Source organism: Sinorhizobium sp. Y406 (genome assembly GCF_058732025.1).
The window spans coordinates 1,476,766-1,502,209 of the sequence record NZ_CM178975.1; the positions used below are offsets into that span (position 1 = coordinate 1,476,766).

General features: G+C 62.5%; 23 protein-coding genes. 3 read left to right on the forward strand and 20 right to left on the reverse strand.

Annotated features, from left to right (window positions below; genetic code table 11):
* Window positions 1-25 precede the first annotated feature (25 nt).
* The 6 genes from AC4P1R_RS23810 to AC4P1R_RS23835 form a co-directional block, all read right to left on the reverse strand.
* Window positions 26-865 carry a GNAT family N-acetyltransferase gene (locus tag AC4P1R_RS23810; RefSeq protein ID WP_492178836.1) on the reverse strand — a complete coding sequence of 280 codons (840 nt, stop codon included), beginning with the start codon at window positions 863-865 and terminating at the stop codon, window positions 26-28.
* 297 nt (window positions 866-1,162) lie between these two features.
* On the reverse strand, window positions 1,163-1,516 hold the full coding sequence (locus tag AC4P1R_RS23815) for a cupin domain-containing protein (protein WP_492178059.1): 354 nt from the start codon (window positions 1,514-1,516) through the stop codon (window positions 1,163-1,165).
* A gap of 135 nt (window positions 1,517-1,651) precedes the next feature.
* Window positions 1,652-2,638: a threonine dehydratase gene (locus AC4P1R_RS23820; protein WP_492178060.1), complete on the reverse strand. Its 987-nt coding sequence runs from the start codon at window positions 2,636-2,638 to the stop codon at window positions 1,652-1,654.
* Between the two features lie 283 nt (window positions 2,639-2,921).
* A complete protein-coding gene (locus AC4P1R_RS23825; protein WP_492178061.1) occupies window positions 2,922-4,244 on the reverse strand; it encodes an NAD(P)/FAD-dependent oxidoreductase in 1,323 nt (440 codons plus the stop codon).
* A 32-nt stretch (window positions 4,245-4,276) separates the two neighbouring features.
* Window positions 4,277-4,702 carry a RidA family protein gene (locus AC4P1R_RS23830; protein ID WP_492178062.1) on the reverse strand — a complete coding sequence of 142 codons (426 nt, stop codon included), beginning with the start codon at window positions 4,700-4,702 and terminating at the stop codon, window positions 4,277-4,279.
* Window positions 4,702-5,880 carry a DSD1 family PLP-dependent enzyme gene (locus tag AC4P1R_RS23835; protein WP_492178063.1) on the reverse strand — a complete coding sequence of 393 codons (1,179 nt, stop codon included), beginning with the start codon at window positions 5,878-5,880 and terminating at the stop codon, window positions 4,702-4,704. Before AC4P1R_RS23835 ends, AC4P1R_RS23830 begins: the two co-directional genes overlap by 1 nt.
* 91 nt (window positions 5,881-5,971) lie before the next feature.
* On the opposite strand from AC4P1R_RS23835, the gene AC4P1R_RS23840 reads away from it, so the two are divergent.
* The gene (locus tag AC4P1R_RS23840; RefSeq protein ID WP_492178064.1) at window positions 5,972-6,913 is read left to right on the forward strand and encodes a LysR family transcriptional regulator; all 942 of its coding nucleotides are present in this window, start codon (window positions 5,972-5,974) and stop codon (window positions 6,911-6,913) included.
* On the opposite strand, the gene AC4P1R_RS23845 is transcribed toward AC4P1R_RS23840, so the two are convergent.
* The 6 genes from AC4P1R_RS23845 to AC4P1R_RS23870 all read right to left on the reverse strand — a co-directional run bounded on the left by AC4P1R_RS23845 (window position 6,897) and on the right by AC4P1R_RS23870 (window position 12,738).
* Entirely contained in the window at window positions 6,897-8,324 is a 1,428-nt protein-coding gene (locus AC4P1R_RS23845; RefSeq protein ID WP_492178065.1) for an aldehyde dehydrogenase family protein, read from the reverse strand. The genes AC4P1R_RS23840 and AC4P1R_RS23845 overlap by 17 nt on opposite strands.
* 171 nt (window positions 8,325-8,495) lie before the next feature.
* Window positions 8,496-8,939 carry an Lrp/AsnC family transcriptional regulator gene (locus tag AC4P1R_RS23850; RefSeq protein ID WP_492178066.1) on the reverse strand — a complete coding sequence of 148 codons (444 nt, stop codon included), beginning with the start codon at window positions 8,937-8,939 and terminating at the stop codon, window positions 8,496-8,498.
* Between the two features lie 18 nt (window positions 8,940-8,957).
* Complete coding sequence (locus AC4P1R_RS23855) at window positions 8,958-9,743, reverse strand: phosphotransferase (protein ID WP_492178067.1); 786 nt, start codon at window positions 9,741-9,743, stop codon at window positions 8,958-8,960.
* Window positions 9,744-9,747: 4 nt separating this feature from the next.
* Complete coding sequence (locus AC4P1R_RS23860; RefSeq protein WP_492178838.1) at window positions 9,748-11,217, reverse strand: aldehyde dehydrogenase family protein; 1,470 nt, start codon at window positions 11,215-11,217, stop codon at window positions 9,748-9,750.
* Window positions 11,217-12,278 carry a homoserine dehydrogenase gene (locus AC4P1R_RS23865; RefSeq protein WP_492178068.1) on the reverse strand — a complete coding sequence of 354 codons (1,062 nt, stop codon included), beginning with the start codon at window positions 12,276-12,278 and terminating at the stop codon, window positions 11,217-11,219. The genes AC4P1R_RS23860 and AC4P1R_RS23865 overlap by 1 nt, the downstream gene beginning before the upstream one ends.
* 253 nt (window positions 12,279-12,531) lie before the next feature.
* The gene (locus tag AC4P1R_RS23870) at window positions 12,532-12,738 is read right to left on the reverse strand and encodes a hypothetical protein (RefSeq protein WP_225192136.1); all 207 of its coding nucleotides are present in this window, start codon (window positions 12,736-12,738) and stop codon (window positions 12,532-12,534) included.
* A 136-nt stretch (window positions 12,739-12,874) separates the two neighbouring features.
* Here AC4P1R_RS23870 and AC4P1R_RS23875 point away from each other — a divergent pair, with 136 nt between their 5' ends.
* A complete protein-coding gene (locus tag AC4P1R_RS23875; protein ID WP_207544010.1) occupies window positions 12,875-13,942 on the forward strand; it encodes a LacI family DNA-binding transcriptional regulator in 1,068 nt (355 codons plus the stop codon).
* Window positions 13,943-13,945: 3 nt separating this feature from the next.
* Here AC4P1R_RS23875 and AC4P1R_RS23880 read toward each other — a convergent pair whose 3' ends face one another.
* From AC4P1R_RS23880 to AC4P1R_RS23905, 6 genes are read right to left on the reverse strand one after another with little or no spacing between them, the layout of a single operon-like run.
* A complete protein-coding gene (locus AC4P1R_RS23880) occupies window positions 13,946-15,004 on the reverse strand; it encodes a carbohydrate ABC transporter permease (RefSeq protein ID WP_225192134.1) in 1,059 nt (352 codons plus the stop codon).
* Between the two features lie 2 nt (window positions 15,005-15,006).
* Window positions 15,007-15,996, reverse strand: coding sequence for a carbohydrate ABC transporter permease (locus tag AC4P1R_RS23885; RefSeq protein ID WP_492178069.1), 990 nt, complete (start codon window positions 15,994-15,996; stop codon window positions 15,007-15,009).
* 1 nt (window position 15,997) lies between these two features.
* Entirely contained in the window at window positions 15,998-17,095 is a 1,098-nt protein-coding gene (locus tag AC4P1R_RS23890; RefSeq protein ID WP_492178070.1) for an ABC transporter ATP-binding protein, read from the reverse strand.
* Between the two features lie 13 nt (window positions 17,096-17,108).
* Window positions 17,109-18,437 carry a polygalacturonase PglB gene (pglB, locus tag AC4P1R_RS23895; RefSeq protein ID WP_492178071.1) on the reverse strand — a complete coding sequence of 443 codons (1,329 nt, stop codon included), beginning with the start codon at window positions 18,435-18,437 and terminating at the stop codon, window positions 17,109-17,111.
* Window positions 18,437-19,528, reverse strand: a complete 1,092-nt coding sequence (gene bglB, locus AC4P1R_RS23900) for a beta-galactosidase BglB (protein ID WP_492178072.1) — start codon at window positions 19,526-19,528, stop codon at window positions 18,437-18,439. Before bglB ends, pglB begins: the two co-directional genes overlap by 1 nt.
* Before the next feature lie 14 nt (window positions 19,529-19,542).
* Window positions 19,543-22,065: a hypothetical protein gene (locus AC4P1R_RS23905; RefSeq protein WP_492178073.1), complete on the reverse strand. Its 2,523-nt coding sequence runs from the start codon at window positions 22,063-22,065 to the stop codon at window positions 19,543-19,545.
* Between the two features lie 190 nt (window positions 22,066-22,255).
* Between AC4P1R_RS23905 and AC4P1R_RS23910 the strand changes: the two genes are divergently transcribed.
* Window positions 22,256-23,527, forward strand: a complete 1,272-nt coding sequence (locus AC4P1R_RS23910; protein ID WP_492178074.1) for an ABC transporter substrate-binding protein — start codon at window positions 22,256-22,258, stop codon at window positions 23,525-23,527.
* Between the two features lie 278 nt (window positions 23,528-23,805).
* Here AC4P1R_RS23910 and AC4P1R_RS23915 read toward each other — a convergent pair whose 3' ends face one another.
* Window positions 23,806-24,306 carry a hypothetical protein gene (locus AC4P1R_RS23915; RefSeq protein ID WP_492178075.1) on the reverse strand — a complete coding sequence of 167 codons (501 nt, stop codon included), beginning with the start codon at window positions 24,304-24,306 and terminating at the stop codon, window positions 23,806-23,808.
* Between the two features lie 273 nt (window positions 24,307-24,579).
* Entirely contained in the window at window positions 24,580-25,443 is an 864-nt protein-coding gene (locus tag AC4P1R_RS23920) for a DMT family transporter (RefSeq protein ID WP_069457235.1), read from the reverse strand.
* Window position 25,444 lies beyond the last annotated feature (1 nt).

The window sequence follows — 25,444 nt, forward strand, 5'->3', positions numbered from 1 at the left end:
AGCAGTAACCCCAGGAGATCTTCAGTCAGCCGAGAGCCTGGCTGGCCAGGACGAAAGTTCGAACCTCCGGCGTTCTCGGCTCGCCTGTTGCACCTCGAGCCATCGCAACGACTCCGCCCTCGTGAGGCAGCCCCCAGCGTGCGAGCAGCGACGAAAGGCGGCTCTGTTCAGGGATGTCTATGCGCACGAAACGACCTTCCTTCCCGGAGAGGATAAAGGCAATCAGATCCCTCGCCTGCTCGGCGTTTTCTGCCACGACTGGCCCGATGACTTCGCCCATTCCGAAAGATCGCGTGGCCGCGAAGGCGACGATATTGTCACCCTTCCGGACAACGGCAAACGGCCCCTCCTTCGCCAGGGCATCGTGGAGCGCGTCGCGATCGGCGCCGAAAGCCGCGCGGTCGAGCGCTTTGATTGCCGGCATGGCGTCGCCGGGCCTGACCCACCCGACATTTTCAGGTGTATCGACCTGACCAACAACACCCTGGTGGCGGACGATTTGGTGAGTCGCAACGAAGCCCAGCTTTTCATAAAGAGGCAAGCCGTCTTTCGTTGCCGTCAAGCGGCATTCCCGATCTCCGGCGAGTTCGATCACGGCGCTGGTCAATTTTCTTCCAAGTCCCCGGCCGCGCTGGCTTTCGTCGACAATAATCATGTTGATGGCTGAGCAGGTATTGCCAAAGGGAGTCATGAGAGCCGTGCCCACCACGCGATCGCTCGCGAGGGCAACGCGCCCCTCGCTTAGCGACCATATCATTTCCCAGTCTTCCCTCCTGTGCGCCCAGCCCGCTGCCCGCGACAGCGCTACGGCACCATCCAGATGGTGAGCCTCGAAAGGCGCGAGAGTAACCGTTTCCGTTTGCATGGGTTGATCCATTTCGTTGGTCTCTAAGCTCACCTTGGAACAGCGGCGGCGGTTGTCGCGATACCGGGTGAAGTATTGAAGTTTCAGGCTGTATCCCGCGACGACAGCGATGCACGAGCCCTTGAAGGGGTTTTGGCTGCGCGCGCGAGCCGGGTTTGCAAGACGGCATGGGCGGATAAACCGCCCATCCAATTTCGGGATTGAGCCGATCGAAGGGCCGTGTCTGCCGGATCGCTCCGTTCCTGCCCTGAAATTAGGAACAATGCACGTCGAACCAGCATTCCCTCGCTCAAAGGATCAGGTAACTGTGACGAAGATTTTCCGCACCGTCTCAATTGTCTTCCAAACCCCGACATAGCCGGGCTTCATGACGAAGCTGTCGCCCGCGCGATAGATGACCGGCTCCTTACCCTTCTCGGTCAACTCGATCACACCATGGACGAGGTGGCAAAATTCAAACGTTTCGCCCTTGATGGAGTGCGTCTCACCGGGCGTCGCCTCGAAAACGCCGGTGTTGACTCTGCCCTCCTTGGCGGTGTCCTGCAACCAGGTCTTGAAAGCGGGGCTGCCGGCGATCAGGAGATCCGGCTCGGCAGTCCTATGCTTCGGTTCAAATGATGGATTCGGGTCGATGGTTTTCAGTAGTGACATCTAGTTCTCCGTTTTTTACCTGAGTGAAAGTGATATCCGCGTCGTTGTTAGAAACGGATGCATGACGGCTATCGCATCGGCTTCGACGAGAGCCATAGTGAAAACTCTGCCTGGAAGCTCTCGTGTCGCCGACTGTCACTTGCTTACCGTCACCGTCGGGGTCTCCCCGGCCAGTACTTTCACGAAGATCTCGGCGTCCACATTTGCGCCGCTGAGGATTAGCCCGACCTTTTTGCCGCGCATGGCAGAGGCTTCCTTGAGGAGAGCCGCAAGTGGTGCGGCGCCGGCACCCTCGGCGACATTGTGGGTGGCGCGGTAGATGAGGCGCATCGCTTCGGCGACCTCCTCGTCGCTGACGGCGACGATCCGCGAGGCGCCCTTCGAGTAGATTGCGAAAGCGTCTTCGACGGGTATGCGCACGGCCATGCCGTCGGCGAAAGTCAGCGCCGTTTCGGTTTCGATCAGCCGTCCGGCCTCGAAGGAGAGCTTCGCGGCCGGCGCGTGCTCCGAAACGACGCCGATCACTTCCGTCTTCAGACCCAGGGCCTCGCGCGCGGCGATGACGCCGCAAATCCCCGAACCGCAGCCGATGGGCACATAGACGACATCGAGATCGGGCACCGCGGTAAAGAGTTCCAACCCGTAGGTCGCGACACCCCGGACGATCTCCTCATGAAAGGGCGGTACCAGGAAGAGACCGGTTTCGGCGGCAAGGCGCCGGGCTTCGGCACGGGCCTCGTCGAAGTCGCGGCCGTACTCGATGACCTCGCCGCCAAAGCCCCGCATGGCTGCGTTCTTCTCGACTGAATTGCCGTGCGGGACCACGATTTTGGCGGCAAGACCGGCTGCCCGCGCAGCACGGGCCTGGCTCTGGCCATGATTGCCGCGCGTCGCCGTGACGATCCCTCTGGTCGAACGCCCGCTGCGGCGGAGCCACTCCATGAAGGTGATTCCGCCGCGGACCTTGAAAGCGCCGGCCGGCGTATGGTTCTCGTGCTTGATCCAGACCGCGGCCCCTGCCTTTTCCGAAATCTGCGGCCATGCATATTGCGGAGTGGGTGACATATACCGATAGACGAGTGCGGCGGCTTCTTCGAGGTCCTTGCTTGCGAACAGATGCATGCCTTGCTTCCCTGTTTGTTCGACGCGTAACCAGCGTCGTTTAGCAGCCAATAGCGGTGGTGAAGGTCTCTGCCACCTACGGCATCTCCACCATGATCCGCCCGAACGTCTACTCTTGCCTTGGCAGTCTTTCCGTCGGTCCCAACCGCCCATTCCGGTCTGCATGCTCCCCCGCTGGCAATATTCGAATTGGCCCGCGTCGCGGGGGAACAGGTGACGCATCGGGCCTCCTCGCCTAGGCGAAATCTGTTGCGCCGACCTCACACGCGCTTCATCTACACCATCAAATTCCGCCCACCTTGATTCTGGAGCCGTCAAAGAAGCGCGACAGCCGGAAGGGCGTGGGGTCGACACAGGGTGTATCATTGGCAACCAGGTCGGCTGCCAGGCGGCCGATGCCCGGCCCGAGCCCGAAGCCGTGGCCGGAACCGCCCGCGGCCAGGTAAAGGCCTTTCACACCATCGGCCGGCGAGATGACCGGTACCGCGTCCGGCGTGCAATCCACATAGGCTCCCCAACTGTCGGCGACTTCGATGCCCGTCAGTGCAGGGAACTGCTTTGTGACACCTTTCAGAATAGCCGCTATCGCACGGCGGCTCGGCGCCGGGTCAAGAACGCGCATCCGCTCGAACGGCGACGTCGTGTCGCTATTCCAGTTGGCGAATGCCTCCGGACCACGAAAGAAGGACCCGCCGATGCCTATTTGCACCGCTTTCAGTCGCATCAGGAACATCGGCATGAACCATCGGGCGTAGCGAAGGCCTTGTGGGGTGATATCCAGTGTAGCCCTGCCGCTGATCGCAAGCGTGTAGCTGCCATCCAACCGGCGGGTCAACGCGCACTCCGGCGTATAGATCGCCTCACCCAGATCCGTTGTGGGTCGCGTACGAAGCGCTGTCTGGCGCACGCTCGCCTGCGGAAACAGAACTCCGTACTGGCGACAGAACATCGACGTCCAGGCACCGCCGGCGCAAAGAACGGCTTGCGTCCGGATGAGCCCCTTTTCGGTGATCACCCCAGCCACCGCTCCATTGACCAGATCGAGGCCTCGCGCCGCGCATTCCTGGTGGATCGTCGCCCCAAATTTGCGAGCGCCGTTCGCGATCGTCGGCGCGGCGATGGCGGGTTCGCCCTTGCCGTCATCGATCGAATGGACCCCGCCAAGCCATTGGCGGCCTTTCGCCGGAACCGCGGCAGCCGCTTCCTTGGCACTCAGCATCTTCGTATTGACGTTGAACGGGCGGGCCGACTCACGCCATGCTTCCCATTCTGCCAGCTGCTGGGGATTGTCCGTGGCGTAGAGCAAACCGCAGCGGCGGAAGCCGACGTCCTCACCGATCTCCGCCGCAAATTCATCCCAAGCTTGCAAAGCGATGCCCGAGAGCGGCAACTCGCGGGCATCCCGATTTTGCCGCCGGCACCAACCCCAGTTGCGGCTCGACTGCTCGCCTCCGACACGGCCCTTTTCGACCAGAGCGACGGACAGTCCCCGTTCCGCGAGAAAGAACGCCGCCGTTGCACCAACAATGCCGCCGCCGATGACGACGACATCCGCCTTGCCGGGAAGCTCTTGATCGTTCTGTATGCGCTTGACAATTGGAGACATGGGGCTGACCTGAACTGATTTTGACGGCCGATCTATACGGCACTGTTTCCTGCCTCTCCGACAGGAGCATCTGAGGCAATGACGGCGATGGCATCGACTTCGACGAGATAGCCATAGTGAAGTTCCGGCACTGGGACGACGGTGCGAGCCGGGCGGGAATCCCCTAGACGCGCCGCATAAACCTCGTTGAAGCGGGGCCAATTGGCCGCGCCGACGATATAGGCGGTCACCCTGACGAGATCCGCCGGGGTTCCGCCGGCGGCTTCCAGGATCGCCAGCAGGTTGTCGAGGGCCTGCGCCGCCTGTGTCTCGAAGCTGTCGTCCGTCAGGGCCTCTCCACCCGGTCGCATCGGTAGCTGGCCCGAAATGTAGAGGTGCTGACCGACGAGCTCCGCTTGTGAGTAGTGGCCCGCCGGGCTTGGTGCTCGATCGGTATTCACTGTCATGGATTTGGGCATCACCAGCCTCCAAAGCGGGTCCAACGGGCCTCGACAGCGTGCGAGCGGTCGCGGACCACGTGATAGGTTTCATGCTGCGCAGCGGTCGCACAGGCGTGATTCGGCAGGATCCGCACCCGGTCTCCGACCGCCAGTTCCGGGAGTCGTGCATTCGATCCGGGGCGCACCGCTATGATTCCATGTTCCTGGTTCGCGTCGGCAACGATGATGTCATGATAGGGCGTGCCATCCACGTCACAGACCAGCCCATGGCCCTGGTCGACGGCCTGCTTGCCAGTGCCACGATCCCGCGACAGCGACATCCATCCGCCATCTGTTATGATCCAGCCTTTCTCGCGTTGGTGTCCGATGACGGTCGCGAGCACGCTGAGCGCGATGTCGTCGATTTGGCAAACACCAAGCCCCGCCATCACCAGGTCGAAGAAGACGAACACGCCCGCGCGGACTTCCGTCACTCCCGCAAGATCCGTCGCGTGATGGGCCGTCGGTGTCGAGCCGACGCTGACGACCGGGCACGGTAGCCCCGCGGTCCGCAGAATGCGCGCGGCCTCCACGACGGCCAATCTTTCCGCCTCCGCGTAGAGCCGCAGCGCCTCGACGCCTCCGCCCTTATAGCTGTCGCCGGCATGGGTGAGAACGCCACGCAGCTCGGCACCTTCCGTCAGCGCCTGGCCGATTTCCACCAGCTGCGCCTGATCAGTGGGTCGCACACCGGAGCGGTGGCCGTCGCAATCGATTTCGATCATGGCCGGGATGCGCGTCCCGGTCCGCCGAGACGCCGCGGCCACCGCTTGTGCCTGCTGAACAGTATCCAGAGTGACTACGAGATCGACGCCGTTCGCCCGCAGCTCCGCGACCCGCGTGAGCTTCGCTGGGGCGATGCCTACCGCATAGATCATGTCCCGGACGCCTGCCGCCGCGAACTGTTCAGCCTCCTTCAGGGTAGAGACGGTCGCAGGCCCCTCCGGCGAGCTCATCACCCGCCGTGCCACTTCGATCGACTTAGCGGTCTTCAAATGAGGCCGGAGTGACACGCCCATGGCGTCAAGTCGGCTCCTGAGCCGCTGAACATTCCTGTCCATTCGGTCGGCGTCCAGGACCAAACAGGGTGTTTCCAGGTCCTCAAGGCTGGTCGAGGCGGCCAGCCAGGTGGTCGGGTCGATCGTCGCTAGGACCATGATCTAATCTCCAATTCGGGATTTCACCTTGCGGTCAAATCATAAAGATGACAATTAATGACAAGTGAATGTTAGCTTCAGATTCTGATTAATGTTGACGTCCGACGATCTTGCCTTCTTTTCAGTGCTGACAGGCTCGAAATCTCTCGCGGAAAGCGCGAGAAAGCTGAACGTGACGCCTCCGGCCGTGACACAGCGCCTGCGTGCGCTGGAGGAGAAAGTCGGGGTGCGGCTGATCGACCGATCCGGACGGCGGCTGCGGCTTACGGAAGAGGGCTCGTTGGTCGCTTCTCACAGCGTTATCGTCAGCGAGGCCATCGATTCGCTTGCCGAAGCCCTAGCTGATCGCAAGGGTGCGGTTCGCGGACACCTCAGGGTCGCCGCACCACACGGGTTTGGACGGCTCTATGTGGCCCCGGTCGTGGAAGCGTTCGCACGAGAGCACGGCGGCGCGACCGCTACCCTGCAGCTGTCCGACCATCCGGCGGCTCTGCTCGTCGAAAGCTATGATGTCGTTGTTCACATTGGGGCGCCAGGTCATCTGGACCAGGTCGTCACGACATTGGCGCCCAACCCTCGAATACTCTGCGCAAGTCCGAGGTACCTCGACTCGGCACCGCCCGTTTCAGCGCCTGCCGATCTTGCTCAACATCGCTGTCTCGCCGTTCGCGAGAACGACGAGGACGTGACGCTGTGGCGGTTCAAGGGACCGCGGCAGGAGATTGCCACGGTGCGCGTCAATCCAGTCATGTCGAGCAATGATGGTGCCGTCATCCGGGAGTGGGCGCTTGCCGGTCAGGGCATCATGATCCGTTCCGAGTGGAACGTGGCAGAAGATCTCGCTGAAGGACGGCTGCGGCAGGTGCTGCCCAACTGGAAACTCCCACCGGCCGACATTGTCGCGATGCTCGGCTCGCGGCACGGGCGAAGCGCCCGGACTGCCGCCTTCCTGACGATGCTTCGACAGGCGCTGAAGCCGCCGCCCTGGCAACCCGGGCGCCCGGAACCGGGTCTCGTCAATAGCCCAGGATAGCCTTCGTCTCGAGATACTCTTCGAGCCCGTGCACGCCATATTCGCGGCCATTGCCCGAGCGCTTGTAGCCACCGAATGCGGCCGCCCCGTCCCACGCCGGATAGTTGATATGAACCTGCCCGGCGCGGATCCGGGAGGCAACCCTCCGTGCCCGATCCGGATCCGAGGACTGGACATGGGCTCCCAGTCCATAATCGGTGTCGTTTGCGATCGCGATTGCCTCTTCTTCGTCCCCGTAGGGCATGATCGCCAGCACCGGCCCGAAGATCTCCTCGCGAGCAATGCGCATGTCCGGCCGTACCTCGGAAAAGATCGTCGGTTGCGTGAAGAAGCCTCGATCGAGACCTGCTGGACGTCCCAGTCCGCCGCACAGGAGCTTCGCGCCGTCGTCGATACCCGTTCGGATCATCGCCTGCACCCGCTCATACTGGGCGCGATTGGCGATCGGCCCCATGGCGGTCTCGGAATTGCGCGGGTCGCCGACGCGGATGACTCGCGCGGTTTTGCTAGCCAGATTCTCGACCTCGGCGAGCCGATGGGCGGGTACGAGCATGCGTGTCGGGGCGCTGCATGACTGGCCGACATTGCGCATGCCGGCAAGGACGCCTTTCGGTACCGCCTCGGCGAAATCAGCGTCGTCCAGCAGGATGTTCGGTGACTTGCCGCCAAGTTCCTGGACCACCCGCTTGACCGTCGGGGCCGCCGCCTGGGCGACGAGTACCCCCGCACGTGTTGAGCCGGTGATCGAGATCATATCGACATCTGGATGGCTGGAGAGAGCTGCACCAACACTTTCTCCAGTGCCATTGACCAGGTTGAACACGCCTGGCGGAGTACCGGCGTCGTGCATCAGTTCGGCGAAGAGCAAGGCGCTGTAGGGAGACAGCTCACTGGGTTTGAGGACGACGGTGCAACCCGCCGCGATCGCTGGGGCAAGCTTGGCGGTGATCTGGTAGAGTGGCCAGTTCCACGGGGTGATCAAAGCACAAACGCCGATCGGCTCCTTGGCCGTTGCGGTGCGCCCATTAATCGCCAGGAACGGGTAGTGCTGAAGGACCTGCATCTGGACGCGAACGTGCTCGGCAGCGAAAAAAACCTGCGAGGCTCGCGCGAAGCTGATCGCCGCACCCATCTCCATGACGAGGGTCTCGGCGAAGAGTTCCGCTCTCTCCTTCAGCAGCGCATGCACCCTGCCGAGCAGCTCGAGCCTCTCGGGCACAGATGATTGAGAGAAGGCGGGGAAGGCTTTGCGCGCTGCCGCAACCGCGAGATCGACGTGGTTTGCGTCTCCGGCGGCAATATGCCCGATAACCCGTTCCGAGGCGGGATCAACGACGGGCAGACTCGTTGCGTCCGCGTGTTCTTGCCACTCCCCGCCAATATAGAACTGGCTTCCTCGTTCGGTTATCATGTTTGAACCTTTCGACAGTGCAATGCGGCCGGGGCGCGCCAATGTCAGGAGCATGCCCCATTCCACTTGAAGGCGACAATTCATGTCGCCTGAATGTCGGCTTAAGAGGGGCGTTAACAAAAGAGTCCACGGCAAGCTCAAAACGTAGATGCGCCTTTGCTTTGCGGCACTCTATTTTCGGATCACAGAGGAGAGCGCAAAGGCGGTCAGCGTATCGCGTACCCCGGGCATCTCGGCTATGAGCTGCCAAATCTGCCGGATGCGGTCAGCCTCGGGAGACTCAACCCTGACGAGGAGATCGAAGTCACCAGTCATAACGTCGCAAGCCACGACTTCCGGGATTCTCCGCAACGCCTGAATAACGTCGCCACCCCTCATGCGATCGTGCCGATAGACGAAGATCAGCGCGGTCGTCACGTGTTGGTTACTCCCTCCATCGCCGGTAACGATCGTATATCCTTTGATGAAGCCTTCTCGCTCAAGTCGTTCGATCCGTACTCGCACGGCGTTACGCGAGAGATTCACCTTCGCCGACAACTCCGCATGCGAGATCCGGGCGTTTGCCTTCAATTCGACGATGATCTGTTCGTCAGTTCGATCGAGAAGATATTTCATGGGGTCGGTGCCGGTCGATTAGCCTGTGATTTCGGGCGTTACCGACCGATAAGCTACCACGGCGACTTCCGGTAGGGAGGTTCTTTCCTTCTGACTGGCAAATCGCCTCGATGTCGAAGACATTATGAGGCCTGGCAAAGCTTCCTTTTCCGCGCCGCTCAGGCTTCGAACCTCTTCATAACCCTGCAGTAGCGCGCGTGCCCGCTCCCTGTTCAGTTCTCCGTTGGGTTCCCCCGCCCAACCGACAAGCACATCGGCAACCTCCGAGACCAGCACATCATCGTGCCGCAGCCTGAAGTTAATGACGCCGCTTACTTCCTCTCCAAGAAAAAAGACATTCTCTGGGGCCAGCGCGCCATGAACTGCCCCGGTTGGAAGATCCGATGCTGTGCGTTTTACCTTTCGTTCCAAGACCGCGTGGATTTGAGCCATCACACGACCCAGGCTTCGGCATTTTGCCGCGCCCGCAACGGTGCATGAGGAGCCCGGTACGAAGCTGACGACGGCAACCAATCGACCGGCGGCCCGGCACGTGGCGTGGCCCTCGACGGTGCGCAGCGGTTTGGGGCAGGGGACGCCCTTTTGGTAGAGCTCTTCCATGGTTTCGAAGGCTCTTTCCAGATCTAAAGGCTGGGCTCCGTTCTCGAAAAGGGTAACGATGAATTCGCCTTCCTGGGCGCGAAACAGGTAGGTCGTCTCGCTGTCGCCGTCAGCGATCCCAATCACTGACGAAAGCGACGTAAAGCCATGGGCTGCAGTGATCGATTGGCGATCTTCGTCAGAAAGCTCGGTGAAAACAGCCATTTCCCTACCCTTGTGAGAGATGGAGTGAGATGGAGTGAGATGGAGGAAGCGGCGCCCGTGACCGCTTCAGCCGATTGATGCAGACGACCTTCGGCTGTGTCATGTCTTCGTAGGCAAACCGAACGCCTTCACGTCCCATGCTGCCGAATTTGAATCCGCCAAAAGGCATTGCGTCGAACCGATAGTCGGACGAGTCATTGATCATGATACCGCCGGCGTCAATTTGGTTGGCGGCATCAAGGGCCTCCTCCAGATCGTTGGTGAAAATACCAGCGTGGAGGCTGTATTCCGGGCTGTTCGCCAGCTGGATTGCCTCATCCAGTCCATCGAACGGCTGCAGGATGACAATCGGTGCAAAGACCTCCTCATTCCACAGGTCGCAAGTTGCTGGCACGTTCTCCAGCACTGTTGGGGGGTAGAGAGTGCCGGATGGCCTATGCCCGCAAAGGAGAGTGGCGCCAGCGGCGATTGCGCGCTCGACCATGGCAGCAGCTCGACTGACCGCCTTTTCGGAAATCATCGGCCCCACGTCCGTATCCGCCTCCATCGGATTGCCGGTCTTGAGCTTGGCAGTCCGAGCGACGAACTCTGCCTTGAACCGTTCGTAAATCGGTCTCTGAACCAGAATCCGCTGCGTGCCGATGCAGTTTTGGCCCGCCGCCCAGTAGGCACCCGATACGCACCCTTCAACCGCCGCGTCAAAGTCGCTGTTTTCCATGACGATAACCGGTGCATTTCCGCCGAGGTCCATCGCGAGCTTCTTGATGCCGGCACTCTTCGCGATGGCCTCGCCGGTTGTAAAACCCCCTGTGAAGGAGATCATCCGAACGTCCTTGGCCGAAACGAGCGCCTTGCCCAGGTCCGCCCCGCCGATAGCTACCGTGATGACTTCCTCGGGCAACCCGCTTTCGATCAACGCTTCAACCAGCTTGATGGCCGAAAGAGGCGCAAGCTCCGAGGGCTTCAGGAGTATCGCATTGCCGCCGGCGATCGCGGGGCCGAGCTTGTGGGCCACGAGATTGAGCGGGTCATTGTACGGCGTGATCGCAGTGATGATGCCGAGCGGCTCCCGTGTGTACCAGCCTTGACGGGATTCCGAGCCGGGATAGGAATCAAAGGGGATCACCTCGCCCGCATTCCGCTTGGCTTCGTCCGCCGATAGCTTCAAAGTATTGACGCACCGCGTAGCCTCCTTGCGGGCCTGGTTGATTGTCTTCCCCGCTTCCCGCACGATAAGGAGTGCAAATTCCTCCTTGCGGGCTTCAATGGTCGCTGCCGCCTTTTCCAGGACTGCGGAGCGCTTATAACGGGGCAGGGACCGTGCGATCTGCGCACCACGATTGGCGCGCTCAAGTAGCAGGTTCACACTGTCGGCACTGGTCACAGAGACTGTTCCGACAAAGCTGCCGTCGAAGGGATTGCTGATAATGATCTCGTCTATGGACGTCTTCTTGCTGAGGGCGAGGCTCTGCATCATGCGGCCACCTTCGTAGCGACGGCCGTCTGGGCTCTATGGATGGCGACAATATCGGACAGCAGCGCATACGCGGTCTCAACCCGGCCGGCGCCCGGGCCGGTGATGGTGACAGAGCCAAGCAGTTCAGTGTTGAGCGATACGGCATTGGTCGCGCCGTTTACACCGGCGAGTGGATGTTCGAAGCGAAGCTGCTTCGGAGAAACACTGCCTGTTACCGTCCCGTCAGCATTCCGAACCGCCGATCCGATCAACTTCCAGCGGCTGTTTGCCGCTGCAGCGGTCTGGATATCGGAAGGAGAAAGCCCAGAGATGCCCGTGCACGTGACCTCTTCGCACTTGAGGCTTGCACCCAGCAATTCGTTTGCCAGGATCACCACCTTGAGACGAACGTCAAAACCTTCGACATCGGCGGTTGGATCGGCTTCCGCATAGCCGAGTATCTGGGCCTCCTTGACCGCGGTGGCGAAGTCAAGGCCAGCTTCCATACGGCCGAGGACAAAGTTCGAAGTGCCATTCAAGATCCCCTCAAAACCCTTCACCTCTGCGCCGGCGAGCGTCTTTTCCGCCATGCGGATAACAGGGGTGCCACTCATGACGGAACCTTCATATTCGAAACGAACGCCGTTCGCCTTTGCAAGAGCCTTCAGTTCCTGAGCAGCGGTCGCGACCGGCCCTTTGTTCGTGGTGACGACATGCTTGCCGGATTGCAGGGCCCAGCGGCAGTGCGAAACAGCCGGCTCGCCGTCCTTAGGGTTTGTAAACGTCGCTTCCGCGATGATGTCAGCAGGCGCCGTCTTGATGATTGTTTCGTTGTCGGCTTCCGCTCTGCCGCCGGAGAGCTGGCCAAAGCCGCCTTTCGCGAAGTTCGCTTCAACGAGGGTTTTGGCATCGAGCCCGTTTGGCGAAATGACGGAACCGAGATAGAGATCGCTGACAGCAACGATGTTTAGGCGGAAGCCGAGGTCTCGTTCCCACAGAGCGTTCTTCGTCGCGATGAGTTCGGCCAAAGCGCGATTGACGCCACCAAACCCGATTAGAGCAATGTTGTAGATTGGCATTTGGATCCTCCGGTGAAGCATTGTGTTCCGCCATGATGAGATGCGGATCGCTCAGTCGGAACGGCACAAATAGACCAATCTGCAGTGCGTTTTGCTCGTATCACCGCCGTCGTGGCTGGTGGCCCGGGGTTGAACCGTCGGCAACCGTGTCCAACGCCGCAGCGTGCGGGCAGACAGAACTCGGATCAATGGATGGATTCGGCTGAGGACGGATTATTGACGCCCTGCGTTCCAGCGAAGACAGCGAGTTTCGTCAGTGGCCGGCCGGCGCATCGTCGCGCGCTGGTCGGCCGCCGAGCTTCAGGGAAAGCTGTAGGCCACGTTTCGGCATCGGCAGGGGCGGGCTCAATTGAATGCGACCGAAGGTCTGTCTGCGCCGCTCCTGATCGCGTTCCCGCTGACGGCGGGCTGCGGCCACGGCCGCCATTGCGCGCTCGATGACTTGCTCTGCATGAGTCATGGATGTCTCCATTTGTTCTTGTTATGTTCTCATTTGCTGTGCGCCGTGTCAACCGGCCGGAAAACGCTGTCGCCGTGGTGGTTTATGCTTGCGGATCGCCGGGGTGCTATGGTTTGTGATGGGATAGGGATCAGACATGCGGCGTGAGGTGAACGGCCCGATCGTGGAGCGGAAAACGAATCTCAAGGATGTGGCGCGGGAGGCGGGGGTTTCCCTCAGTACGGCATCGCATGCACTCAATGGAACCGCGCCGCTGACCGTCGAAGTGCGTGAGCGGGTGCTCGAATCCGCCCGCCGGCTCGGCTATCTCGAAATCAGGCGGAAGAAGGCGACGATCGCGACCTTGCACGTCGTCCTGCTGGCGCTCACCAGCGACGCCGCGCCGCAGAGCGACGTCAACATGGTGAGCTGGACGATCCTCAATGGCCTGCGGCGGGAATGCGAAAGGCGCGGAATTCGCATCGTGCCCTTCGTCAGCGCGACCATGCGGCTCGATGCAGCGCAAGTGCGCGATGCGGCCGAGAGCGAAAAGGCCGACGGCATCGTAATCCTGAACGACGACAGGCCGGAACTCATCCGGGCTCTTTCCGCACTCAACCGCTCGATGGTGATTCTCAATGGCGAGGACCCTTCGATGCTGGTCGATACGGTCACGGTCGAAAACCGCTTCGGCGCCCGGCTCGGCACCGAGCATCTTCTTTCGCTCGGACACCGTCGCATCCTGCATCTTACCTGGCAGGGGCGCACCACCATCCGCCGGCGCTATGACGGCTATGTCGATGCCCATCTGGTCACGGGCCTGCCGGTGCCGGAAAATATGGTCGTGGTCGCGGAAAGCTACGAACCGCGTCATGGAAAACAGGTGATGCGGGCTCTTCTGAAGGCGGATCGCAGCCTGCGTGGCGCGACCGCGATCTTCTGTGCTGCCGACAATCTGGCGCTGGGCTGCCTGGAGGCGTTCGCCGAGGCCGGCATCAGCGTGCCGGAGGAGGTCTCGGTGCTCGGCTTCGACGATATCGTGCCGGGCGAATTCAGCACGCCGGCCTTAAGCACCATCCAGATGCCGGCCGACCGGCTCGGCGCCGCCGCGCTTTCACTGCTGGAGCAGCGTCTGATCGCCAACGATCCGCTGCGCCCGGCCCATCGGCTCGAGCTCGGATGCCGGCTGATCCTGAGAGGCAGCGTCGCGCCGCCCCCGAGATAGTTATTACTTCATGCCGGTTCCGGCGATTCCCGTAGTGATGTAGCGCTGCAGGAACAGGAACACGATCGTCACCGGGACGAGACTGAGGAAGGTCATGGCAAGGATATAGTGCCATTGCACCGAGAACTCGCCCTGGAACGCATTGAGGCCGACCTGAAGGGTGAAGTTCTCGCGGCTGCTGAGCACGATCAAAGGCCAGAGGAAGTCGTTCCACCGCCAGAGCACGGAGAAGATTGCCAGCACCGCGAGCGCAGGCGCGGTCAGCGGCAGGATAATGCGCCAGAAGATGCGAAACTCGCTGGCCGCATCCACCCGCGCCGCCTCGATCAGCTCGTCGGGGATCGTCAGCATATATTGCCGGAGCAGGAACACGCCGGTCGGCGTCGCCACGGTCGGGATGATGACGCCCCAGAGATTGTCGACGAGGCCGACCCCGACGACGACGAGATAGGCCGGCACCATGACGACGGTGAGCGGGATCATCAAGGTCGAGATGATCAGCACGAAGATCGCCTTCTCGCCGCGGAAGCGGTACTTGGAGAGTGCGAATGCCGCAAGCGCGTTGACGATCAAGGTCAGGATCGTCGCGACCAAGGTGACGAAGACCGAATTCTTCAGGAAGGTCAGGAAGCTGAAGCGGGTCAGCGGATCCGTGTAGTTCTGCGTTGCGACCGTCAGCCGCTGGGCCGGCGAAATGCTCTTGGTGTCGACGCTGACGACCTTGGCGGGGTTGTCGGGATCGACCAGTTGCGCCTTGAGTCCGATGCGGCGAACCATCGCCATTTCGCGGGTTTCGCCGTCGATCGTCGTGGTCCAGAGGCTTAACGGCTTGTCGTAACCCCGAACCTCCACCTGCACCGTCGCGACGGGCAGCAAGGTCGGCGGAAAGCGGGTGATCTCCGCCTCCGGTTTTAGCGAAGACAGGCCCGCCCAGGCGACGGGAACGAGAACGGCGAGCGTGCCGCCGATCAGCCACAGCCAGGAGAGGACATCGGTGATGTCGATCCGGCCGGGGCGGCGGGTGCGGGTCAGGAAGCCGATGGCGTTGAAGGTGCCGTGCATGATCAGGACTCCACCTTGCGGCTCAGGCGCAGTTGCCCGAGGGTCAGGATGAGAAGAACCAGCCCCATGAGGACGGAGGCGGCGGACGCGAGCCCGTAGAGCCTCAAATCCCCGGCAAAGGCCATCTGGTAGATATACTGGACGAGGAAGGTGTTGGCCGTGCCCGGACCGCCGCCATTGGTCAGCACCCATGCCTCGTCGAAGATCTGCACCGAGCGGATCATCAGGAGAATCAGTACGACCAGCAGGTTCGGCCGGAGCAACGGCAGGGTGATCCGGAACAGGGTGCGGGTCGGCGAGGCGGCGTCGATCGCCGCCGCCTCGTAAAGATCCTTCGGGATCGCCTGCAGACCGGCGAGCAGGATCAGCGTGTAGAAGCCCATGTGGAACCAGACGGAGACCACGACGACGAAGAAGCGCGACCAGCCGACATCGAGAAGGAAGATTTCCGGCGGCACGCCGAGCATCTGGAGGAAGGCGTTCAGCAGGCCGTTGCGGTCGAGAAACCATTTCCAGATCAGACCGATGACGACCGGCGACAGAAGCACCGGGTAGAAGAACATGGCCCGGAAGAAGCCGCGCGCGGAGATCGCGCGATTGAGGATCAGTGCGGTAACCAGCGCGACGAGCAGCGTGGCGACGACATTGAAGCCGACGAACCAGAGCGTGTTCCAGATCGCCGTCCAGAAGAGCGATTCCTCGCAGCTTCCCGGCGCGAGATAATCGGCGCAGGAGAGAAGCTTGCGGAAATTGTCGAGCCCGACAAAGGGGCGGTTGGAGATAAGGAGATCGGTGCCGCCGGTGAAGGCATAGCCGATGGCGATGGCGATCGGCAGGAAGGTGAAGATGCCGAAGAGCACGAGGTTCGGCGCAAGGAAGACATAGGGCATCCGCCGCTTGCCGATCAGCCGCTCGACGGCGTTGATCGGCGCTTCCACCACGGCCATGGCACCGTCGAGCGCCCGGTCCGCAAGTCCTGCCGGCCCGGCCATATCAGGTCCTCCCGTGGCGGCGGGCGAGAGCCAATTCGCTCGCCGGGTCGAAGACATGCAGGCGCTGCTGCTCCGGCATGATCTTGAGAATGCTGCCTGGCGCAGGCGCGAAATGGCCGGGCTGATGGATGATCACCGGCTCCGACTGTCCCTGAAGATTGCCGTAGACATAGGTCTCGGTGCCGAGGCTCTCGTGATACTGCACCTCGAAGGGCAAGCCTTCGTCGGAGAGCATGAAATGCGCCGGGCGGATACCGGCCACCACCTCCTGTCCGGCGGAAACCGCGCCCGGATCGGCATCGCTCGCAAGCAGGGCCGGATGGCCGACGTCGACGAGCACGCGGCAATCGTCGCTGACGACGGCACGGCCTTTCAAAATGTTCATGCGTGGCGAGCCGAGGAAGCCGGCGACGAAGAGGTTGCGCGGATGATCGAAGAGCTCGAGCGGCGTGCCGACCTGTTCGACGCGACCAGCCCGGAGCACGACGATCTTGTCGGCCATGGTCATCGCCTCGACCTGATCGTGGGTGACATAGATCATCGTCGTCTTCATCTGGCGATGCAGCCTGGTGATCTCGGCCCGCGTCTGGACGCGCAACGCCGCGTCGAGGTTCGAAAGCGGCTCGTCGAAGAGGAAGATCGCCGGTTCGCGCACGATCGCCCGGCCGATCGCCACGCGCTGGCGCTGGCCGCCGGAGAGTTGCCGCGGCTTGCGGTCGAGATAGGGCTCGATCGCCAGCATCCGCGCAGCCTCCGCGATCCGCGCCTCGATCTCGTCCCGCTTGAACTTGAGGTTTTCGAGGCCGAAGGCGAGGTTCTTGCGCACGCTCATATGCGGGTAGAGCGCGTAGGACTGGAAGACCATGGCGATCTTGCGCTCGGCCGGCGACAGCGCGGCGACATCGCGCCCGCCGATCGCGATCCCGCCGGAGGTGATATCCTCGAGCCCGGCGATGATGCGGAGCAGCGTGGACTTGCCGCAACCGGATGGGCCGACGAAGACGACAAAGTCACCATCCTCGACGTCAAGGTTCACGTCGTTGAGCGCGGCAACCGAACCGAACGATTTGTTAAGGTTGGAAAGTTTGAGATCTCCCATCGCCCTGCTCCCATCAGGTCAAATCTTCGATGATATCCGTCGGGTTCCAGCCCTCCGGCAGTCGCGTCGGACGCGTGACCGCCACTTGGTGAGCGGAAAAGCCGCGCACGCCCTTGAGGTATATTGCCGGCACGCCGCCGGGATAGTCGCAAAGTCCGACGATCTTGCCGTCGGCGCCGCGCGTCCAGGCATTCGGCCGCCCCTCCGCTTCCGCGCGCGGGGCGATATCCGCGAATGTAGGCCTGAGATCGAAGCTTCGCCCCGTGCCGAGCGGCCCCGGCCCTTGTGCCAGCGTGATGCCGCGAAGCGCGACGTTGTGAATGCCAGCCTTCGAGGTGGAGACGAGATTGATCGCACCTTCCATTCGGCCGCCGATCTCCTCGACGAGCAAATTCTCGACCGCACCGGCCATCTGTTCCGGCCGTCTGTCGACCACCGTCACGGTCAGCGCTTCGCCGGAGCCCCAGAAGCCGTCCGGCGTCTCGCGGCAATCGACATCAATCCGCGAGAAGCGGATGTTGCGCATGTGGCCGCCGTCGCGGGAGAAAAGGCCAAGTCCGCGGTTGGACCGGACGACCTTGCAATCCTCGAAGACGACATTGGTGAAGTCGCCGAAGGATTCCGTCCCGAGCTTGAGCGCGCAACTGAGGCTCGAAACGGTCGAGCGGCGGACGATGACATTCTCGCAAATGCCGATCGCCTTTCCGTCCGGTCCGGCGCTGGTCTTGAGGCAGATGCCGTCGTCGGCGGTCGATATCGTGCAATCCTCGACCAACACGCGACGGCAGGCATCGAGCACCAGGCCGTCGGTGTTCGGCAGGCGCCGGTCATTGGCAATCGAGACATTGCGGATGGTAGCATCCTCGCAGTCCACGAGGTGCAGGGTCCACATCGGCGAGCCGGTCACGTGAAAGCCGTCGAGCAGAACGTTGACGCAGCCTTCGAGGACGACGACGCGCGGGCGGAACTCCGCCGGAACGAAGGTGCCGACCGTCGCATCATCGCCGATGATGAAATGCTCGCCGCCCGCCTCGATCCTGCCGGGCCCGGTGATCCCGATGTTCTCCGCATCGCGGGCGACGATCATGCCGCGGTTCGATTTCTCCGCGATGACGCGGACCGTCGTGGCGCGATAGGCCTCATAGTCCGGGATCGGCCGGAGCAGGGCGCCCTCCGCGAGGTGCAGTTCGACGCCGCTCTTCAGGGTCAGCCCACCCGTCACATGCTCGCCGGCGACAAGCGTGACGCGACCGCCATGCGCGGACGCCACGTCGATCGCCTCCTGAATAGCGGCCGTGGCGTCGCGGCCCGTCGCCTCAATGCGGATGTGCGGGCCCGCCATTAATTCGTGCCGTCCTTGAGAAGCACGTCGATCAGCAAGAGCATCGTCAACGCTTGCCCGTACGGCGTCGGCAGGTTGGGGATCCGCCGATAGAAATCGAGGTCGTGGCCCATCGGCGTTCCGTCCGAGACGCCGTGGACGACGCCCTCCTGGTCGATCTGACGCAACACCGCCATCAACGCCAGATCGGCATGGACCCGATCCGCCTCGGGGAGAATGCCGGCCTCGATGCCGCGCAGGATGCCATAGGCGATCCCCGCCGTGGCGGAGGTCTCCAGCGGCGAGGTCGGATCATTGACGAGGGTGTGGAACATGCCGTCGTCGCGCTGGTGGCGCTTCAGCGAGCTGACCTGACTCTTGAGCACATTCGAGAGGAAGCGCTTGTCCTTCGAGGAAAGCGACGGTACGAGCTCGAAGAACTCGGGGATCGCCACCGTGATCCATGCATTGCCGCGGGCCCAGAAGGCCCTGGCGAAGTTGTGGCGGCCGTTGAAAGTCCAGCCGTGATACCAGAGGCCGGTGATGGGATCGGAAAGATAGCGGGTATGGACCAGAAATTGGTAGACCGCCTCATCGATCCAGTCCCGGCGGTTCGAGATCACGCCGGCCCGGCCAAGAAAGAGGCCGGCCATGAACAGCGTATCGTCCCACAGCTCGCCGTCGTTAAGACGCTCCTTTACCACATGCTGGAAGCCGCCATCCTCGGTCTTCGGCAGCTGATGCACGAGCCAGTCGGCCCAGTCCTCGACCAGGGCGCGGAAATCCGGCCGGTCGACATGCTCGGTCAGGATGGCAAGCGCCAGCATCGGCGCCGTGCTGTTGATTTGTCGCGCCGGCAGCCCGCGCTGGATCTGCCAGGCATACCAGGCGACGAGTTCATCGAGCGCCCTGCGGTCACCGGTGGCGAGCGCTCGGCGCAGGAAACCATAGAGGCCGACGCCGACCTCCCAGTCCCATTCGTCGAACTGGATGCCGCTGGGCTGATCCGCGCCGACAAGGCCTTCCTTTATCCCCTTCAGGCGGCTGAACGCGGCCGCCACCTTGTCGATCGTGATCTTGAGCGACGCTCGCTCGATGGAGATCTGGTTCATCTGCATGCTTTCACTCATGAATAGAAGAGAGGCGCCGGATCCCTGCCGGGAGCGGCACTGTCGAAAGTGATTTCCGGTCTCGGTTGCGTGTGATCGAATGTCATCGGCTGCCCGCCCACCGAGAACGTGCCCTCGTAGGCGAGGCGCAATTCCGGTCGATCGGGTGGCGTCACCGAGAGCATCAGTCGATCGGCGTCGAAGTCGACGGCGGTCGCGATGATCCGCTCGCGGAAGCGCTCGAAATCGGCTGGATCGCCGCAGCTGACTGCGGCGATCCAGCCGGAACGTCGTCCTTCCGAGCGGATCTCCCGTCCGGCGGTCGCGCCCTTCTCCATCATTTCCAGGCCGTTGGTGGCGTGAAGGGCGGCGAAGCCGGCACCGGAGCGAACGAGCAGCCATTTGTCCTCGATCAGCACCTCGTCGAGGCCGTCCCGACCGAGATAAGCATGTGTCCAGCCGTTGCGATGATCTTGCGTATCGAAGATCATCAGTGCGAGATCCCGATGTTGAGCCACGCGCGGGAGCATGCCACTTCCCGCCCAGTAGGAGGGGCGCTGCGTGCCCCAGGGATCGTCTTCACCCGGATGGTTCACCCAGAGCCGCGCCATCGGATGCCCCGAGAGGCGGATGTCGATCACATGCTGCTGATGACCCTTGCGGCCGGTCTTGTGATCGACGACGGTCGAGAGCTGTGCCGACTGGTTCTTGAAGAGGACGAGCTTGCCGGCATCGAGCCCCTGGGCGTAGCGGGCTTCGATGGCACGGCCGGGTTCGAGCCGTGCAAACCCCTTGAGATGCGCCGGCGGGGCGTAATTCGAACAGCAGAACATCGGCAGCGACGCCACGCCCCCGTTCAGCCAGCCCTCTCCAAAGGCGACTTCGGCGAAGGGGGCGAGTTCGGTCAGCGGACCTGCGCGCAATTCCTTGTCATAGGCGCGGCCCTGGGACCCCGCCGGCACGCCGGCAAGCGTGTGGAGCGCGATCATCTCGAAGATCAGGTCGAGCTGGTGGCTGGCGCGCGCTGCAAGGTCAGGTTCCGCCCAATGTTCGAGCGCCATGAGGCCGATGAAGTCGATCGGGTAATAGGCGGCCGAGTTCCACTCGGCGAGCCCATGCGCCTCGACGGCGTCGAACCAGCGGGAGAGGCGCGCCGTGGCGAGTTCCGCCTGTTGACGCCCGGTCCTGCCCGAGGCCGTGAAGAGGGCGTCCGGCAGGCATTCGCCGGCAAGCAGCTGGCTCACATGGAAGCAGAGCACGTGGTTTTCGCTCCAGAACCACATGACGTCGTTGCCGGGCTCGTCTATCCAGTATCGATAGCCGAGCACGGTTTGCCGGATTTTCTCTGCGGTCTCCGGCGCGAGCCGACGGCCGTAGCCACGAAGAAGCCAGAGGAGCGGCACCATGACGAAATCGGAGCAATCCTCGCGCCGGCCGATCGCGTGGAGCGTTGCCGCGAAGATCCGGTCGATCGTCGGCTTGTCGTCATCGCCCGCAGCCAGCATGGCGAGGGCCCGGCCGATGCGTTCGGCGCCGAAGCGAGCACTGTAAGCGAGGGCCGTCCGCTTTCGCACCTCGATTGAGGAAGCCCCCGCACCTGGCGAGGTCTGGCTGAGGAATGCTGCATCGATGACACGGGTGACGGTGCCCGCGCCCGATCCGATCGTCAGCCGCACCGCATGATAGCCGTCGGGAAGCCCGCGCGTTCCCGGGATCGAAAGACGGGTTTCGCGCGCACCGAGCAATACCTCGGCCCGCGCGAGAACGGCGCTGTCACGGCCATGGCTGACGACCTCGACAAGGACAGGAAGGTCACGGCCGGGCGGGGTGTCGAAGATGATTTCCAGCGCCTCGTCGACGAAGACGTCTTGGCTAGGACGGACGTCGCGGGCAAGCGCGGCAAGACGGCCGACTTCCTCTTGGTCGAGGGCAATCGGCAGCACGACCGTCAGCGGCGCCTCGTCCAGGAGTTCGAGTTCGAAGAACCAGATCGTGTCCCGCTCGGCGAGATCCTCCGTGTGCAGCAATACTTCGTTATCGCCCGTCTCAAGCGCGAGCGTCAGATCGCATGCGCTATCGACATTGCGCTGGAATGGCTCGAAGCGGACCTGCTCGGTGCCGTTCACCCAGATGCGCACGCCGCCGCAGGTGCTGAGCCTGAGGTTCAGCTTCCGCGCTGTCTGACATCGGAACGTGCCCTTGAGCCAGCGGCGGACATGGGTCGGGGTGTGCCAGAAACCGGTGAATTCGACGCGGCGGTTTGCGCCCGGCAGGTTCAGGCGGGCCTCCGGCCAATTGCGTTCCGGCTCGATCGCGCGGCCGACCATCTCCGCCCAGAAGGCCTTGCGGCAGGGCAGGTCCCCGACATCGACGAAACCGTTGAGGAAGCGATAATCGACGCGATCCTCGGCCGGTGCAGCCACGCCCGGAAAGTCCGCGCTGATAAGTGCGGACACGATCCAGGCGGTGATCGTCTCGCCCTTTGAAACCCGATAGGTCGGCTCGGACGAGGCCGCGATCGTCGTGGGATTGCTCTCCATAGATCGCCTCCCGCGGATCCAATGAAAACTTTTTCATTACTGTCTCGAGCTGTAGCGCGACGTCGCTCGAGCGGTGTCGCAAAATAAACGGCTTGACCTTTGCTCTGTCAAGTCGCAAAAAAGAGAAAACCGACCACGGATGAGGAGTTCCGGCTCGGCCAATGAAATTATTTTCACGGAGGAGGTGTGTATGTCGAAGCTTTTTTCGGGTGTAAGTGCCCTGGTATTCCTCGTCGCGGCCGGCGCGGCGCAGGCCGAAACCAAGACGATCACATTCGTGTTCACCGATGACGACCAGGGCTATGTCGAGCGCATGGCGGAACTCAGCCAGGAGTTCGAGGCCGCCCATCCGGACGTGAAGGTCAACTTCGTTTCGTCCGGATACGATGCCGTGGTCAAGCAATTGCCTGTGCAGCTTGCCGTCGGCGAGGGTCCCGACGTGGCGAAGATCGCCGATTGGCAGCTCGCGCCCTATTATCTCGACATGCGTCCGTACATGAAGGACCCGGAGGCCTTCGCCAAACTGCATGGAGGAAGCCTCGACCAACTGCGCCTGCCGGGCATCAACGATCCGAATTCCATAAACGGCTATGTGGCGTCGCAGACCCTCAATCTGCCCTTCGTCAACAAGACCCTGTTCGAGCAGGCCGGCGAGCCTCTGCCCGGACCGAAGGCAAGTTTGAAGGAAATCGTCGAAGCCTCGGCACGGGTCGCCAAGGCGACGGGCGTGCAGATACCCTTCACCATGGACCGCTCGGGTCATCGCTTCTCGGGTGGGGCCTTCTCCTACGGCGCAACCTATGTGAAGGACGGCAAGTTCAGCTTCCCGGACGAGGCGGCGAAGAAATATATCGCCGATCTCTACGCCTGGGCCGAGGACGGCAGCTTCCCCAAGGAGATGTGGGGCGCGGCCGGCGGCTCTCAGTACAAGAACATGGGCGACGAATTCGTCAACGGCAATGTGGTGACCTATCTTGCCGGCAACTGGATGGTGAACCCGTTCCAGACCAAAATCGGTGACGGCTTCGACTGGACCGCGATCAATGCGCCCTGCGGCGAAGCCGGCTGCTTCGCCATGCCGGGCGGCACCGCGATCGTCGGCTTCAAGCGCACCAAGCATCCCGAGGTCGTGGCCGAGTTCATCGAGTATCTCGGCTCCGAGAAGATCCAGCGCGAGATCGCCGAAAATTACGTCATCTTGACGGGCGCGGACATCAAGGACCCGCAATATAAGCTTTCGAGCGAAGACGCCAAAGCATCGATGGCGGTCTTCCTCGACAATAAAAAGAATGTGCCGGAGGCCGCGCGCGAATTCGAGCGCTTGAAAGGCGGCACCGCCCTTTACCAGCAGATCGTGCAGCGCATGAGCCAGCTGATCGTCGGCGAATTGTCGCTCGATGAAACCTACAAGGTGCTGGAGGACGACGTCCGCAAGATCAACGAGGCCGTCTCGACGCAGTAGACGGCGCGCCGGATCTGTCCGGCGGCTGGGGAAGCTCTTCCTTCCGGTCCGGCGGCTCGACAGGCTCTCCTTCGGGAAGCTCGTCGGGCCGCGGTTCCTTGACGGGCGGGTCCGGAATGCCGAGCGGGGGAACCGGGTTCGGGGGGATGATCCCGGGTCCAGGACCTGGGCCTGGCCCTGGACCTGGACCTGGGCCGATCGGGTCGGGTGCCATCATCGAACTCCTTCGCTATTTTATATCGCCTAAGCGCGCAGCGGTTCCGGGGCGGGCGGATCCGTCATCTCCGTCGAAGGTCTATGTCGCTGGTAGCCACGCGGTTTCCCGTATTCGGATCGACGTCGATGGTCGTAAGCTGCATGCCGTTCTCTCCCACTTTTCGCAGAACCATGTTCGCGCGATGATCGCCATTCACCGGTTCCGCCCAGCGGACGGCAAGATTGATCGCATTCCCCTGGCGCGCGCCCGTCAGCCTCGACCGGCCGCCCTTCGGTCCGACATAGGTGCCGCGATAGCGCCTGCCGTCAAACCTGAGATCCGCGCTGATCGCGCGCGAGACCACGATCAGGCCGCGGCAGCTGCCTCGCATGGAAAGGGCAGGACCGGCACTTTCCGTGTCGAAGCTGCAGGAAACGTTGATCGGGGCGGAGTCGGCGCGAAGCCGCACGGAACCACGTCCCGTCCAGTCGCCCTCGAGCGAAGCCAGGAAGGCCTGTTCGTCAGCCCGCGCGGCGCCCGCCGGGACGGTCAAGATGGCTGCAAGCAGAAGTCTCCGGATCATTCTCCTACCTCCCATTTGCAGCACTGTGCCGCGAGGATCCCCAGATGAGATGCGCGCGCTGTGGTCCAGCCGGCATCGGGCAAACGCGCGGCCACCGTCGAGGTTCCCGCCGGACGGAGCCAGCGACTTCCAGGGGTGAAACTCTGACGCATCGGGCCGAAATCGTATCGGATATTCGGAAAGCTCGACGCGCGGATCAAAGAGCTACAGCGGCCTTTGCGCGTGTGAAAAGACGCCCGGTGCCGTGGAGGCATCTTGCGTCCGTTTAGCGGTCTATCTTGCGAATTTCTTCGCACCGGCAACACAGGCGACGATCGCGAGCGTAGCGGCAAGCATGGTCCAGCTCACGCTTTCGCCGAGGAAGATCGCCGCGAGAGCAAGGCCGAAAAACGGCTGCAGCAATTGCAGCTGTCCGACGGCGACGATACCGCCTTGCGCAAGGCCACGGTACCAGAAGACAAAACCGACCAGCATGCTGAAGATCGAGACATAGCCGAGACCGATCCAGGAGGCCGCGCTTGATTGTGCGAGGCTCACGGGCATGGTCAGGAGCATCAGCATGGTCATGGCCGGAAGCGAGAGCACGAGCGCCCAGGAGATCACCTGCCAGCCGCCGAGCTTGCGCGACAGGCTCGCACCTTCGGCATAGCCGAACCCGCAGGCAAGGATGGCGGCCAGCATCAGGAGGTCGCCCGCCGGCGACGCTGCGAAGCCTTGCCTCAAGGCGAAGCCGACGACGATGGCGCTGCCCAGGCCGGAGAACAGCCAGAAGGCCGGCCGCGGCCGCTCGCCGCCGCGGACGACGCCAAAGACGGCTGTCGTTACCGGCAGGAGCCCGACGAACACAATCGAGTGGGCGGAGGTGACCTGTTTGAGCGCGAGCGCCGTCAGAAGCGGAAATCCGACCACGACGCCCAGCGATACCAGAAAAAGCGACAGGAGATCGCCACGCTCCGGTCGCCGTTCCCGGAACGCGAGGAGGAGTAAGCCGGCAAGTGCCCCGGCGATCACTGCGCGAGCGACGGTCAGAAACAGCGGATCGAACTCCATCACCGCCACACGCGTCGCCGGCAACGAGCCGCTGAAGACCAGAACGCCCAGAAATCCGTTGACGAAACCGCTCGTCGTCTTTTCCATG

Coding starts and splice junctions, on each gene's coding strand:
- AC4P1R_RS23905 (WP_492178073.1), bottom strand. CDS start 22,065: ATGGAGAGCAATCCCACGACGATCGCGGCCTCGTCCGAGCCGACCTAT.
- AC4P1R_RS23890 (WP_492178070.1), bottom strand. CDS start 17,095: ATGGGAGATCTCAAACTTTCCAACCTTAACAAATCGTTCGGTTCGGTT.
- AC4P1R_RS23915 (WP_492178075.1), bottom strand. CDS start 24,306: ATGATCCGGAGACTTCTGCTTGCAGCCATCTTGACCGTCCCGGCGGGC.
- AC4P1R_RS23835 (WP_492178063.1), bottom strand. CDS start 5,880: ATGGTCCTAGCGACGATCGACCCGACCACCTGGCTGGCCGCCTCGACC.
- bglB (WP_492178072.1), bottom strand. CDS start 19,528: ATGAACCAGATCTCCATCGAGCGAGCGTCGCTCAAGATCACGATCGAC.
- AC4P1R_RS23920 (WP_069457235.1), bottom strand. CDS start 25,443: ATGGAAAAGACGACGAGCGGTTTCGTCAACGGATTTCTGGGCGTTCTG.
- AC4P1R_RS23910 (WP_492178074.1), top strand. CDS start 22,256: ATGTCGAAGCTTTTTTCGGGTGTAAGTGCCCTGGTATTCCTCGTCGCG.
- AC4P1R_RS23820 (WP_492178060.1), bottom strand. CDS start 2,638: ATGCATCTGTTCGCAAGCAAGGACCTCGAAGAAGCCGCCGCACTCGTC.
- AC4P1R_RS23870 (WP_225192136.1), bottom strand. CDS start 12,738: ATGACTCATGCAGAGCAAGTCATCGAGCGCGCAATGGCGGCCGTGGCC.
- pglB (WP_492178071.1), bottom strand. CDS start 18,437: ATGGCGGGCCCGCACATCCGCATTGAGGCGACGGGCCGCGACGCCACG.
- AC4P1R_RS23810 (WP_492178836.1), bottom strand. CDS start 865: ATGCAAACGGAAACGGTTACTCTCGCGCCTTTCGAGGCTCACCATCTG.
- AC4P1R_RS23885 (WP_492178069.1), bottom strand. CDS start 15,996: ATGGCCGGGCCGGCAGGACTTGCGGACCGGGCGCTCGACGGTGCCATG.
- AC4P1R_RS23840 (WP_492178064.1), top strand. CDS start 5,972: ATGTTGACGTCCGACGATCTTGCCTTCTTTTCAGTGCTGACAGGCTCG.
- AC4P1R_RS23855 (WP_492178067.1), bottom strand. CDS start 9,743: ATGGCTGTTTTCACCGAGCTTTCTGACGAAGATCGCCAATCGATCACT.
- AC4P1R_RS23880 (WP_225192134.1), bottom strand. CDS start 15,004: ATGCACGGCACCTTCAACGCCATCGGCTTCCTGACCCGCACCCGCCGC.
- AC4P1R_RS23850 (WP_492178066.1), bottom strand. CDS start 8,939: ATGAAATATCTTCTCGATCGAACTGACGAACAGATCATCGTCGAATTG.
- AC4P1R_RS23865 (WP_492178068.1), bottom strand. CDS start 12,278: ATGCCAATCTACAACATTGCTCTAATCGGGTTTGGTGGCGTCAATCGC.
- AC4P1R_RS23860 (WP_492178838.1), bottom strand. CDS start 11,217: ATGCAGAGCCTCGCCCTCAGCAAGAAGACGTCCATAGACGAGATCATT.
- AC4P1R_RS23875 (WP_207544010.1), top strand. CDS start 12,875: ATGCGGCGTGAGGTGAACGGCCCGATCGTGGAGCGGAAAACGAATCTC.
- AC4P1R_RS23825 (WP_492178061.1), bottom strand. CDS start 4,244: ATGTCTCCAATTGTCAAGCGCATACAGAACGATCAAGAGCTTCCCGGC.
- AC4P1R_RS23830 (WP_492178062.1), bottom strand. CDS start 4,702: ATGCCCAAATCCATGACAGTGAATACCGATCGAGCACCAAGCCCGGCG.
- AC4P1R_RS23845 (WP_492178065.1), bottom strand. CDS start 8,324: ATGATAACCGAACGAGGAAGCCAGTTCTATATTGGCGGGGAGTGGCAA.
- AC4P1R_RS23815 (WP_492178059.1), bottom strand. CDS start 1,516: ATGTCACTACTGAAAACCATCGACCCGAATCCATCATTTGAACCGAAG.